Source organism: Kitasatospora sp. NBC_01560 (assembly GCF_045208415.1).
Taxonomy (GTDB): domain Bacteria; phylum Actinomycetota; class Actinomycetes; order Streptomycetales; family Streptomycetaceae; genus Kitasatospora.
In genome coordinates this window covers 5060862-5072977 of the sequence record NZ_CP109364.1, presented here as the reverse complement: position 1 = coordinate 5072977, position 12116 = coordinate 5060862, and the positions used below count along the sequence as shown (strand labels likewise).

The following is a 12116-nucleotide window of genomic DNA, read 5'->3' as shown; positions in this document are numbered from 1 at the left end:
GGCAGCGACCGGCACAGCCTGCACCGGGTGCGCCGGCGGCGCCGCGGACGACTCCCGGCCCCTCCCGACCCCGTCCCGCACGACGTCGCGCACGACGTCCCGCGATGCGGACCGCCGGGCGTCCGGCCTTGGCGTTCATCCCGGCGCCGGTTAGCCTGTCGCTCCAAACTGACACGCGGGAGCTTGGACCCACCAGGCTGAGAGTGCGCCGGTCGACCGTACGCCACGGCATCCGTGGACGGACCGTCGAGGGGGCGCAGACCGCCGGAACCTGTCCGGGTAATGCCGGCGTAGGGAGTATCGGCCATGCCGCCTGCTTCGCCATCCTCTTCTTCGGGCGCGCCGTCGTCCAAGGATTTCTCCGAGTCGTCCACGACCGTTCACTCCGACGCGGCGGCCACCGTCTCCGGTTCCCCCGCCGGCACCGCCACCACCGTCTCCGGCGCGCCGGCCGCGACCACCGTGCTGGACCGGCCGGAGCGGGCCGAGCGGGTCGAGGCGCCGCTGGTGCTGGACACCGCACCGCCGCGCACGCTGCGCTTCCGCGACCACTTCGCGCTCTGGATGAACCTCGGCGTCAGCCTGATCGGCTTCACCACCGCCGCCACCGTGCTGGGCGCACCGGGCAGCGAGCTGTCACTGGCCGCCGCGATCACCGCGATCGTGGCCGGCACCGTGGTCGGCACCGCGATGCTGGGTGTGGCCGCGCTGATCGGCGCGCGCACCGGTGCGCCGGCGATGGCGAACCTGCGCGGCCTGTTCGGCACCCGGCTGTCGTACGTCCCGACCGTGCTGAACATCGTCCAGTGCATCGGCTGGGGCGTGTACGAGCTGCTGGTCATCGCGATGGGCGCGCAGACCGTCGTGCACACCGAGGGCTACCGCTGGGTGTTCGTCGTGCTGGCGGGCGCGGTGACCACCGCGCTGACCATCTGGCCGCTCGGCGCGATCGCGGTCCTGCGCCGCTTCGTCGCCGCGGCGGTGGCGGTCGCGATGGTCTACTTCACCGTCCAGCTGGGCCGCAACGGCGTGCCGGACCCGGGCGCCGGCAACTGGCACGGCTTCCTGAAGGCCACCGACGCGATGATCGCCGTCTCGATCTCCTTCGTCCCGCTGGCCGCCGACTACACCCGGCACTCGCGCACCCCGCGCGCCGCGTTCTGGGGCAGCTTCTCCGGCTACACCCTCGCCCAGGTCTGGTGCTACGTGCTCGGGCTGTTCGCGCTGCTGCAGTCCGGCGGCGACGCGACGAAGATCTTCGACTCGTTCCTGGGCGTCTGGGCCGGCTGGCTGTTCCTGCTCGTCCTGGTGCTGCGCGAGACCGACCAGTCCTTCGCCAACGTGTACTCGACCGCGATGTCGGTGCACAACCTGCTGCCGAAGGTGGACCGCCGGGTGCTGACCGGCGGGACGGGCCTGCTGATCACCGTGCTCGCCCTGCAGATCACCGAGTTCACCGACTCCTACTACGCCTTCCTGGGGCTGATCGGCTCGGTGTTCGTGCCGATGTTCGCGGTGCTGGCGGTGGACTACTTCCTCGGCGCCGGCCGGCGCGGGTGGAACCTCGCCGACGACGCGCCGTCCCGCTGGCTGATGCTGCTGCCGTGGGCGCTCGGCTTCGCGGTCTACCAGCTGATCGCGCCGACCGCGATCGCCGGCTGGTGGACGGACTTCTGGACCTCCGCCCAGGAGGCGCTGCACTTCACCCCGCAGGAGTGGACCTCGGCCTCGCTGTTCGGCTTCCTGGTGCCGGCCCTGGCCACCTGGGCGCTCACCCCGCTGACCCGCCGGACGACCGCGGCCTGACGCCCCGGGCCGGGCGGACCGGGACGACGCAACGAAGACGGCCCCGCAGGTTGGGGCCGTCTTCGCCTTCGCGTCACATCCGCCGCCTATCGTGGACGGTGTGACCAGCCCTGACCTCTCCCCGACGGCGGCGCGCACCGCGCCGTCCGTCCAGGTGATCGCCCACCGCGGTTCCTCGCACGCGCTGCCCGAGCACACGCTCGCGGCCTACCGCCGTGCGCTCGACGAGGGCGCCGACGCGCTCGAATGCGACGTCCGGGTGACCGCCGACGGGCAGCTGGTCTGCGTGCACGACCGCCGGATCGGCCGGGTCTCGGACGGCCGCGGCACCGTCTCGGCGATGACCCTCGCGGAGCTGGAGGCACACGACTTCGGCGCCTGGAAGACCGGCGTGCCGAGCGCCGACCCGGAGCTGCGCGGCGTCCTGCGGCTGGAGAGCCTGCTGGAGCTGGTCGCGGACTGCGGACGGCCGGTGGACCTGGCGATCGAGACCAAGCACCCGGTCCGCTTCCGGGGGCGGGTCGAGGCCGAGCTGCTGCAGATGCTCGACCGCTTCGGCATCCGCGGCGCGCAGCCGGCCGGGGAGCCGCGCGGGGACGACCGCCCGAAGGCCCGGATCATGAGCTTCTCGGCGCTGGCCCTGACCCGGGTGGCCGCCTCGGCACCGGAGTACCCGCGGGTCTTCCTGTTCGAGCGGATGCTGCCGCTCCAGGGCCGGCTGCGGCCGGGCGCGACGCTGCCGGGCGGGGCCCGGATCGCCGGTCCGGGCATCGACCTGGTGCGGGCCCGGCCCCGCCTGGTGACGCGGCTGCGCGAGCTGGGCCACCAGGTGCACGTCTGGACCGTGGACGAGCCGGCCGATGTCGAGCTCTGCCTGGAGCTGGGGGTGTCGGCGATCATCACCAACCGCCCGGCGGAGGTGCTGGCGCAGCTCGGCCGCTGACCCGGCCCGCCACCCGGCCGGGACCGGTTTCCACCGCCTCCGGACCACCGCCTCCGGACCGGCGCCTCCACGCCATTCCGGTCGGGCCGGAGGAACCGTTCGCCCACGGTTGACCACATCGGTCACACGCCCGCGCCGATCACCCGGGCGAGCCCGCCGGCCGATCGTCCTGGTAGGGACTCAAACCTTCCGCCGTCGTTTTTTGCCGGAGATTATCCGCTTTCACAACGGAGGGTGAGCACCGAATCACCAGCCGGGCACAGTGGGTCGCACGGTTTGAAATGTCCGCGCAGGATCGTCGCGCAGTCGTTTCCGACCCATTACCAAGGGGCATCCATCCCTCGGCATACGCTGAAGGAGGTCCGGGGGTGGCGTTGATGGTGGCGCGTGAAGTGCCGACTTCATCGACCATGGCAGTGCCGCACGGCCCAGCGAGTGTCGGGGTCGCACGGCGCCGACTGCGTCGAGATCTCGGTGACCGGGAGATACCGGAACCGGTCATTGATGATGCTGTTCTGATCCTTTCCGAACTACTGAGCAATGCTTGTCGTTACGCCCGGCCGCTCGGCCCGCTGCCTGTGCTCGGTCGCAGTGCCCACGTCGAGGTGGTCGACCAGGTGCTGGTCGGCGTCCCCTCCGGGACGGCCGCCGCACCGGGCGGTCACACCCGGACGACGAACCGGGAGACCGCGCAGCACCGGTCCCCGGCACCGTCCCAGGCCCCGTCCCGGGCCGACGCCCCCGACCGGCCGGCCGACGGCCCGGGCGGCGGCGAGGGAGACGGCGGCGTCCTGGTGCGCTGGCAGATGCACGCGGACGGGGTCCTCACCCTGGAGGTGACCGACGGCGGGGCGCAGACCCGGCCGGCCCCGGCCGGCCCGTCGCTGACCTCGCGCGGCGGCCGCGGGCTGAGCATTGTCGGCCAGCTGGCGAGCGACTGGGGCGTGCGCGACGCGCCCGGCGAGGTGACGGTGTGGGCGGCGCTGCCCGCCCGGGCCCGGCACGCCCGGCGCACCGGCGGTGATGCCCGCAGCGCCTGACCCGCCCTCCCCTGCGCCCGACCCCTGCCCCCGTGCGGACCCCGCCCGGCCCCGCCGCCCGGCCCACCGGCCCCGCCGATCCGGCGCCCGGGCCGGCGCCGCACCGGCCACCACGCCCGCCCCGGCGTGTGCCACACGCCGGGGGAACGTCAGTAGGCTGCCCGGAGCACTAGACAGTCGTCCCCGGGAGAGCCGCACCATGGGCAAGAAGGCCGCCAAGAAGGCGCCGCAGAGCAGCCAGTCCACCACCGCCGTCACGGGTGAGATCCCCGTGGTCGGGGCCCGCGAGAACTGCCCGTGCGGTTCGGGCCGCCGGTACAAGGCGTGCCACGGACGGGAGGCCTCGCACGCCGTGCAGGAGCTGGTGCACCGGCCGTTCGAGGGTCTGGCGGGTGAGGCCGACTGGGTGGCGCTGCGCGAGCTGGTGCCGGCCGCGACCGCGACGCTGACGCTGGCCGCCGGGGTCGTCGAGGGCGCCAACGGTGACGTGCCGTCGGTGACGCTGGCCACCGTGCTGCCGCTGGCCTGGCCGGCGCTGCGCCGCCAGGACGGGTCGATCCTGCTCGGCCTGCAGACCCAGTCCTCCTCGGGCGACCTGAGCCGCGACCTGGCGGACGCCCTGGAGCTGGCGCTCGCCACCGAGCCGGGCACCCCCGTCCCGGCCCGCCGGACCGTGCCGGGCGGCCGCCGCCTGCAGGACCTGCTGGACCCGGCCGCCGGGTTCGTGCCCGCCGTGCACACCGGCTTCGAGTTCTGGCTGGAGGACGCCGAGACCGCCACCGGTGAGGTGGCCGCCTCGCTGGAGCGCGCCAACGCGTCGGCGATCCCGACCGAGAAGCTGACCGGTGTCGACTCGGCGTACTGGTGCGGTACCCCGGACAAGAACCACCTGCGCTGGGTGATGACCGTCCCGGAGGAGCAGCTGCTCGACGCGCTGGCCCGGCTGACCGCCGCCGACAAGTCCTCGCTCGGCCCGGACACCCGCCTGGTCGGCTCGTTCCGCGCGCACGGCCTGACCGTTCCGGTCTGGGACCTCCCGCTCGCGATGACGGCGGCCGACTGCGAGAAGCCGGCCGCCGAGTTCGCCGGGCTGCTCGCCGAGACGCTGGCCGACCCCTCGCCGCTGACCGCCGAGGAGCGCCGCGCCCGGGCGAACCTGGTGAACCGTCAGGTCACCTTGAACTAAAGGGGACCGGTTCCGGGTGATACGCGTCACATTGCCCGTCCGGACCGCAATTTCCGGGCCGTGAAGGCGTCTTGGAAATTGGCGTGGCCGCCGATCCTTGTTACTGTCTAAAGAGTCCGGTCGCTGGTGCATCCCCCGTCGCCAGCGGCCGGATCTTTTTGTTTTCCGGACCGGACCCCGGATCGGGCCCGCGATCGGGCCCGCGATCAAGCCCCGGGCCAGGCCGGCGATCGGGCTCCGGTTCGCGCCCCGGACCGCACTGCCGGAGCGCTCCCCGGACCACCCGGCACCGCCAGGACCACCCGGCCGACCGGGGCCGGTCAGTACGCCGAGTGCCCGCTGTCCAGCCGGACCGTCGCCTCCACCAACTCGCCCAGCAGCGGACCGACCTGGGGCAGCCACACCCCGCCACCGGCCGCCGGACGGGGCGCCAGCACCCAGCGCACCCGGCCGCCCGTCCCGCCGCCGGGCGGCAGCGGCAGGAAGCCGCCGGCCCCGTGATAGCGCAACGACCCGGGCACCCAGGGGAGTTGGGCGAGCATCTCGCCGAGTGCGTCCAGCGAGTACGGGGCGACCAGGATCGCGTACCGGCCGGGCAGGGCGAGCACCGGGCCGAGCGGCAGCCGCAGCGCGCCGAGGTAGGCGAGGGCGCGGGCGCCGGCCGCCGCGGGCAGGCTGACCGCGGAGACGGTCCCGCCGGTCGCGGTCAGTACCGGCGCGTCCGGGCTCTGCCGCTCCCACCACCACTGCACCATCCGGGCGTCCGTGGTGGCCGCGAGCAGTGGTGGGTCGTGCGGGTGGGCGCCGGGGACGGGGCAGTCCTGGTCTCCGCAGGAGCAGCCGTCGGGGAGCAGAAGGGTGCCGGGGACAACGGGCCAGCGGTGGTCGACTGCGGCTGCCAGGGCCGCTGCCAGCCGGGCGGAACGGGCCGCCGAACGGCGGCTCCTCGGGTTCTCACGCATGGCGCTCGTTCCTTTCCGTGACCGCTCGGTTCGCTCCGGTCCCGCCGGCCCGCGTCGGGGTACGCCGCACCGGCCCGGAGCGGGACGGAGGGCACGTCGCACGACGTGGCGGGGCTGGAGCACGGTGTGGAGCACGACCTGAAAAGGGCCGCGAAGGAGAACAGCCCTTGGAACGAGAATCCCGCATGCGACCGGATGGACGCTGCCCGGGCGCGGTTGGTTCCACCGTACGAGTGAGTGACTTCCGGCCGACCCGGCCGACGGGCGGCGAAAGCATACGATCCGGACGGCGACCGGAGCCGTCCTCACGGTTCTGCCCGTTCTCCGGCCGCTCAAGCCCTCCGACCTGCCCGGCGCGCGCACGGACGGAACGCGCCCCCGGGGCTGCCCGGGGGCGGCGGAACCGGCCACCGGCGCCGACGAGGATCTGGACATGCCCCGAATGGCCTGTGTAGAAGTGGTGCCATTGCTGTCGATCAATGACGAGAAGTAATGAATCGAGGCGAAACGCGCCCTTTGGCCGTCCTCGCTCCCATCGGCCGTACCTGGGGGTTCCGCATGACCCGTACCACCGCGTCAGGAGTGGCGGCATGACCGAGTCCCACCCGTCGTCGACGTCCCCCGAACCGGGCGAGCCCTGCGGCACCCGCGGGCTGTCGGTACTCGACCTCCCGGGGTTCCCCGGCCCCACCGCCGGACCGGCCGAGGAGCGGGACGGCGAGGAGCAGGCCGGCGCCCCCGGCGAGCCGTCCGGACCCGCCGACGGCCCGGGCGGCGGGCCCGCCGACGGCAGCGTCGACGGAAGCGCCGACGACCGCAGCGCGCCGGCGGCCGGGGTGCAGGACCGTTTGGCCGGACGGCTGTCCGATTTCACCAGCCTGCACGAGCACACCGAGCTGCTCGTCCGGGCCCGCGGCCTGGCGGCCACCCTGGACACCGTCCTGGCGTCCGGCACCGCGCTGCTGGGCGCCCACCGCGCCCTGCTGGTCACCGCGCTGCCCGGCGGCGGCCCCAGCCAGCCGATCGGCCACGGCCTGGACCGCGCCAGCCTCGGCGCCCTGGAGACCGTCCCGGCGGAGCAGAGCCTCGTGGCCCGGCTGCTGCGCGAACACGACCGGCCCGACCACGTGCACTCCCGCGACCTCGCCGGGGACCCGGCGATCGGCGCCCGGCTGCGCGAGCTCGCCACCCACCTCGGCCTCGGCGGCTGCTACGGCCTGCCGCTCGCCACCGAGGAGGACGGCCCGCTGGCCGCCGCCCTCTGGTTCTACGACGGGCCCGGCGAGCCCACCGAGCGCCAGCGCGAGCTGGCCGACCGGTACGGCGAGGTGGCCGCGCCGCTGCTGGCCAAGCAGCTGGAGGCGGAGCGGGTCCGGCGCACCACCGAGGCGCTGCGCCGCGGTCTGCTGCCCGACCGCCTCCCGCAGCCGGCCGGGCTCCGGCTCGCCGCCCGGCTCGTCCCGGCCGGCCTGGACCACTCCGCCGGCAGCGACTGGTACGACGCCATCCCGCTGCCCGACGGCACCGTCGGCCTGACCGTCGGCAGCGTCTCCGGCGACGGCCCCGGGGCCGGACCGGGCTCGGCGCCCGGCGCGGCCGCCGCGATGGGCCGGGTCCGGGCGGCCCTGCGGGCGTACGCGGTGCTGGAGGGCGAGGACCCGGTCTCCGTCCTCGGGGACCTGGAGCTGCTGCTCAAGACCACCGAGCCGACCCGCAGCGCCACCGCCGTCTACGCCTGGGTGGAGCCGGAGGACCGCCGGATCACCCTGGCCGGCGCCGGGCACTGCCCGCCGGTGCTGGTCACCCGGTACGGCGCCGAGTTCGTGGAGACCTCGCTCTCCGCCCCGCTCGGCATGCTCTCCTGCTGGGAGGCGCCGGGCGTCGAGCTGACCGCCGGGCGCGGCGACACCCTGTTGCTCTACACCGAGGGCCTGGCCCGCCGCTGCGGCCCCACCCTGCACGCCGGGCAGGCCAACCTGCGCCGGGCCGCCGCCGACGCCCCGCGCGACGTCCGGATCGATCCGGACCGGCTCTGCGCCCACCTGCTCGCCGTCTGCCCGGACCGGGGCGCCGGGCCCGCCACCGACGACCTGATGCTGCTGGCGGCCCGGTTCGGTTAGGGCGCCACGGCCCCCGCGGCCGGCGGCCCCGAACAGGCGAGCGGCCGGGCGTCCGTACCATGGACGCACGGCCGCCCGCGCGTGTCGCGATCCGACGCTCCCCCGGCCCGTCGCCGGGGGCACCCCGACGGGGCGGCCGTACGACGCGCAAGGAGGCGACGTACGTGACCGACGACCGCACCCCGGCAGTGGCTGAGAACCCCGAGGCCGCCGGCGGCGAGGAGCAGCCCCAGGAGTTCAAGGGCCGCAAGAACGGCCTGTACTCCGAGGTCTCCGACGAACTGGCCGCCTCGATGAAGACCGGCTGGGCCGACACCGAACTGCACGGCCTCACCCCGGTCGCCCAGGCCCCGTACGCCGCCGAGCGCCGCGCCCGGCTCTCGGCCGCCTTCCCCGGCGAGCGGCTGGTCGTGCCGGCCGGCAACCTGCGGGTGCGGGCCAACGACACGGACTACAACTTCCGGGCCGCCAGCGAGTACGTCCACCTCACCGGGGACCAGACCGAGGACGCGGTGCTCGTCGGCGAGCCCACCGGCGAGGCCGGTCACGCGTTCGGCCTGTACCTGCTGCCCCGGTCCGACCGGGAGAACGGCGAGTTCTGGCTGGACGGCTACGGCGAGCTCTGGGTCGGCCGCCGGCACAGCCTCACCGAGCAGGAGCAGCTGCTCGGCCTGCCGGTCCGCGACGTCCGCAAGGCCGCCGACGAGCTGGCCGGGCGGGCGCAGGCCGGCACCGCCCCGACCCGGATCGTGCGCGGCTACGACGCCGGCCTGGAGGCCGCGCTCGCCGACGTGCTGGACGCCGGCCGGGACGCCGAGCTCCGCGAGTTCCTGAGCGGCCTGCGGCTGGTCAAGGACGAGTGGGAGGTCGGCGAGCTGCGCGCGGCCTGCACCGCCACCGTCAACGGCTTCACCGACGTGGTCCGCGAGCTGGGCCAGGCCGTCGCCACCTCCGAGCGGTGGATCGAGGGCACCTTCTGGCGCCGCGCCCGGGTCGAGGGCAACGACGTCGGCTACGGCTCGATCTGCGCCGCCGGCCCGCACGCCACCACCCTGCACTGGGTCCGCAACGACGGCGACGTCCGCCCCGGCGAGCTGCTGCTGCTGGACGCCGGCGTGGAGACGCACACCCTCTACACCGCCGACGTCACCCGCACGCTGCCGATCGACGGCCGGTTCGACGCGCTCCAGCGCAAGATCTACGACGCCGTGTACGACGCCCAGGAGGCCGGCATCGCGGCGGTGAAGCCCGGTGCCCGGTTCCGCGACTTCCACGACGCCTCGCAGCGCGTGCTCGCCGAGCGCCTGCTCGCCTGGGGCCTGCTGGACGCCTCGGTGTACGACGTCGAGAAGGTCCTGGAGCTGGGCCTCCAGCGCCGCTGGACCCTGCACGGCACCGGCCACATGCTCGGCCTGGACGTCCACGACTGCGCCCACTCCCGCACCGAGGAGCACGTCGACGCGCTGCTGGTGCCCGGCATGGTGCTCACCGTCGAGCCCGGCCTGTACTTCCAGCAGGACGACCTGACCGTGCCGGAGGAGTACCGCGGCATCGGGATCCGGATCGAGGACGACATCCTCGTCACCGCCGACGGCAACGAGAACCTCTCGGCCGGCCTGCCCCGCCAGGCCGACGACGTCGAGGCGTGGATGGCCTCGCTCGCCTGACCGGACGCGCGACCCCGGGCCCGGCCCCCTCGGTGGAGGGGTGCCGGGCCCGCGGCGTGCTACTTGGCGGTGACCTTCAACGGGACGACGACCTCGCCGGGGACGGCGGTGCCCGGCGTGCTCGGCACCGGCAGGCCGTACCGGACGGTCAGCGGGAAGGTGCCCGGCTTCTCCCCCGCGGTCAGCTTCAGCCGGTACTTCACCGTCACGCTCTGGCCCGCTGCCAGGGGCAGCACCGGGACCTTCTCCAGGTCGGACGGCGACCCGAAGTCCACCGGAGTCCAGTCCGCTCCGTCCAGGCGCTCCACGGTGCCCCTGGGGAAGCGCTCGTCGGACGTGTACATCCCGGGGTAGAAGAGAACCTTGCCGCCCGGGTAGGCCGTCCTGCCGGTGTTCTTGAACGTCACCGAGAACTCCACCGGGCTCCCGTCGTTCGGCACCGCCTGGCCCGGGGCGAGCCCGGTGGCCGAGACCGTCACGTCACCCGAGAACGGCGCCGGGTGGCCACTGACGTCCAGGCTGTTCACGAGCGACAGCAGGCCGGCCTGGTAGTCCGCCTTGAGCCCGATCGCCGAGACGTACACCTGCTCCTTGGGCAGGGCCCACATCTGGGCCGTGAAGGAGTCCTTCGCGTTGCAGGTCACCTGCCACTGCGACTTCCGGGCGAGGAGACCGCCCACGGTGGCGGTGGTCTTCACCGGGCCGACGCCCTTCAGCAGTTCGGTGGCGTCGGGGACGTGCGGATTGCCCCAGGCCGCGCAGTAGGGCTGCGTACCCCAGCCGCCGGCCGAATCCATGAAGGACAGCGACGGCCAGTACTCCGCGTCCACGTCGGACACGTGCACCTGCGCCCCGTACGGCTGGCAGTCGCGGGAGGTCGCGTTCTGCGGCGCGCCCGGGCTGAGGATGCAGAGGCCGTAGCTGTCGGCGTCGGGTGCGACCCGCCACCCCGCCGGGATCTTCAGCTTCACGCCGCGGAACGTGTACGGCGTCGCCGGGCCCTGCGACGGCGCACCGCTGCTGCTGGACGGACCGCCCTGCGGGGTGGGGCCGGTGCCCGGGCCGTCCGCGTCGTCGCCCGCGGGGGTGATCGTGGTGGTCGCCGGCCCGGGCGACGCGGTCGACTCCGTCGGGGTGGGGACGGGCTCCGCGGTCGGGCTCACGGCGGGGCTCGGCCCCTCCGTGGCGGTCGCGGCGGGGGGCGGCGTCCGGTCCCGGTCGGCGACCGGGTCCCCGTGGAAGCCCAGGACGCCGAACGCCATCGCGGCGGCCAGGCCGAACAGCGGCACGGCGGTCAGGTAGACCGGCTTCAGCCGTCGGAGCCGGCGGCTCGGCGGCTCCGCCGGGCGCAGGTCGTGGGCGGTGATCTGCGTGGCGCGGGCGTTCATCGCCTCCCGGAGCAGGCGTTCCATCGGGGTTTCGTCCGGCCCGTCACCGTCACCGCCCGCCGGGCGGGGAAGCTTGTCGGTCATCGAACCTTCTCCAGATGCTTTTCCAAGGCGTCCAAGGCCCGGCTGGCGGTGGACTTCACGGCGCCCCGGGAGAGCCCCAGGGTCTCGGCTATCTGCGCTTCGGACATGTCCGACCAGTAGCGCAGTACCAGCACCTCGCGCTGGCGGGAGGTCAGCTCCTGCAGCGCCACCAGGACGCGCCGGTGCTCGTCGTTGAGCACCGCGTGGTCCTCGGCCGACGGCGCGTCGGCCTCGTGCGGGGGAACGTACTCGCGGGCGGTCCTGCGGCGGCGCAGCATCGACCGGGCGCCGTTGACCACGGAGGTGCGCAGGTACCCGAGGGCGTTGTCCAAGTCCTCCAGCTGCTCCCCGTGCCGCTGGTAGAGCTGGGTGAAGGCCTCCTGGACGACGTCCTCGGCGAGGTCCTGGTGGTCGACCAGCAGGACCGCCATCCGCACCAGGCCGAGCCGGTGCGCGTGGTAGAGGTCGGTCAGGGTGGGCCGTTCCTCCCCGGCGTCCTGCTTGCGCCCCCCGCGCAGCAGCCGGAAGCCGGACCGGCGCTGCGCCGCCTCCTGGTCGGAACCCGCCGGAACGCTCCGGGGGGCGGCCGCCCCGCCCGCCTCCTGCACGCCGAAGAGCAGCTTGACCAGCCCGGAGCGCAGGAGGCCCCCGCTCCTCCCGCGTCCCGCAACCGGCCCGATGGCCATGGACATCCGCGCTCTGCTTTCCCCCGGGACGGCATCCGGTGTGGACCGGACCGTCATGACACATGATCAAGATCGTGATCGGCGGGAATCCTGGCAGTACCGTGCCTGCCGGCGATGTCCGCCCCCCGTATGGATGGACGTGCGGGGGCGGCGGAGGTTGCAGGCGACTTTCGGGGAATTCCGGGTTGGCGGGAACGGCTACACTCGCCGCCGTCGCGCCACCCCGAGCGAGAG

The 12116-nt window shown here is 74.4% G+C and carries 9 protein-coding genes and 1 riboswitch; of the genes, 6 read left to right on the top strand and 3 right to left on the bottom strand.

Annotated features, from left to right (window positions below):
• The first annotated feature begins 165 nt into the window (after positions 1-165).
• Positions 166-314, top strand: a riboswitch (TPP riboswitch).
• The 4 genes from OH807_RS22165 (at position 307) to OH807_RS22150 (ending at position 4975) form a co-directional block, all read left to right on the top strand.
• Positions 307-1806: a purine-cytosine permease family protein gene (locus tag OH807_RS22165; protein WP_406201602.1), complete on the top strand. Its 1500-nt coding sequence runs from the start codon at positions 307-309 to the stop codon at positions 1804-1806. It overlaps the preceding riboswitch by 8 nt.
• Before the next feature lie 100 nt (positions 1807-1906).
• A complete protein-coding gene (locus OH807_RS22160; protein WP_406201600.1) occupies positions 1907-2749 on the top strand; it encodes a glycerophosphodiester phosphodiesterase family protein in 843 nt (280 codons plus the stop codon).
• Positions 2750-3126: 377 nt separating this feature from the next.
• On the top strand, positions 3127-3789 hold the full coding sequence (locus tag OH807_RS22155; RefSeq protein WP_406211116.1) for an ATP-binding protein: 663 nt from the start codon (positions 3127-3129) through the stop codon (positions 3787-3789).
• 199 nt (positions 3790-3988) lie between these two features.
• Positions 3989-4975, top strand: a complete 987-nt coding sequence (locus tag OH807_RS22150) for a DUF5926 family protein (protein ID WP_406201598.1) — start codon at positions 3989-3991, stop codon at positions 4973-4975.
• A gap of 320 nt (positions 4976-5295) precedes the next feature.
• Here the strand turns inward: OH807_RS22150 and OH807_RS22145 are convergent, their stop codons facing one another.
• Positions 5296-5937 (bottom strand): bifunctional DNA primase/polymerase, encoded by a 642-nt coding sequence (locus OH807_RS22145; protein ID WP_406201595.1) that lies wholly within the window; start codon positions 5935-5937, stop codon positions 5296-5298.
• Positions 5938-6527: 590 nt separating this feature from the next.
• On the opposite strand from OH807_RS22145, the gene OH807_RS22140 reads away from it, so the two are divergent.
• Both OH807_RS22140 and OH807_RS22135 read left to right on the top strand, forming a co-directional pair.
• The gene (locus OH807_RS22140) at positions 6528-8057 is read left to right on the top strand and encodes a PP2C family protein-serine/threonine phosphatase (protein WP_406201592.1); all 1530 of its coding nucleotides are present in this window, start codon (positions 6528-6530) and stop codon (positions 8055-8057) included.
• Positions 8058-8221: 164 nt separating this feature from the next.
• On the top strand, positions 8222-9724 hold the full coding sequence (locus OH807_RS22135) for an aminopeptidase P family protein (RefSeq protein ID WP_406201590.1): 1503 nt from the start codon (positions 8222-8224) through the stop codon (positions 9722-9724).
• A 59-nt stretch (positions 9725-9783) separates the two neighbouring features.
• Here the strand turns inward: OH807_RS22135 and OH807_RS22130 are convergent, their stop codons facing one another.
• Positions 9784-11196 carry a hypothetical protein gene (locus OH807_RS22130; protein ID WP_406201587.1) on the bottom strand — a complete coding sequence of 471 codons (1413 nt, stop codon included), beginning with the start codon at positions 11194-11196 and terminating at the stop codon, positions 9784-9786.
• On the bottom strand, positions 11193-11888 hold the full coding sequence (locus tag OH807_RS22125) for an RNA polymerase sigma factor (RefSeq protein ID WP_406201584.1): 696 nt from the start codon (positions 11886-11888) through the stop codon (positions 11193-11195). Before OH807_RS22125 ends, OH807_RS22130 begins: the two co-directional genes overlap by 4 nt.
• Positions 11889-12116: the final 228 nt, after the last annotated feature.